This is a genomic window from Pseudomonas sp. HY2-MNA-CIBAN-0224, assembly GCF_040310285.1.
GTDB classification, from domain to species: Bacteria; Pseudomonadota; Gammaproteobacteria; order Pseudomonadales; family Pseudomonadaceae; genus Aquipseudomonas; species Aquipseudomonas helleri.
On record NZ_JBEOPQ010000828.1, the window covers coordinates 1 to 243 of the forward strand.

The 243-nt window shown below is 45.3% G+C and carries 1 pseudogene; it reads left to right on the forward strand.

Annotation, left to right across the window (positions count from 1 at the left end):
* A pseudogene (locus AAEZ03_RS28600) lies at positions 1-243 on the forward strand (hypothetical protein); the annotation flags it as partial.

Here is a 243-nt window from a genome sequence, read left to right on the forward strand (position 1 = left end):
CGGTACAATTCGTCCTTGATGAATATCAAAAAGTGCAAGATGGCGACAAAAAACTCTCTGATGTCATCACCGGCTTTTTGGATCCTGAGACCGAAGAAGACAAAATAGCGGCTCAAGAAGCCAAAGAAGCGGCGAAAGAAGAGCGCGAGCGCATCAAAGAAGAAAAAGAAAACCCGCCTGTTATCAAGCCAAAAGCCAATGCGAAAGACGATCTCGATGATGACGACGCTGATGATATTGATG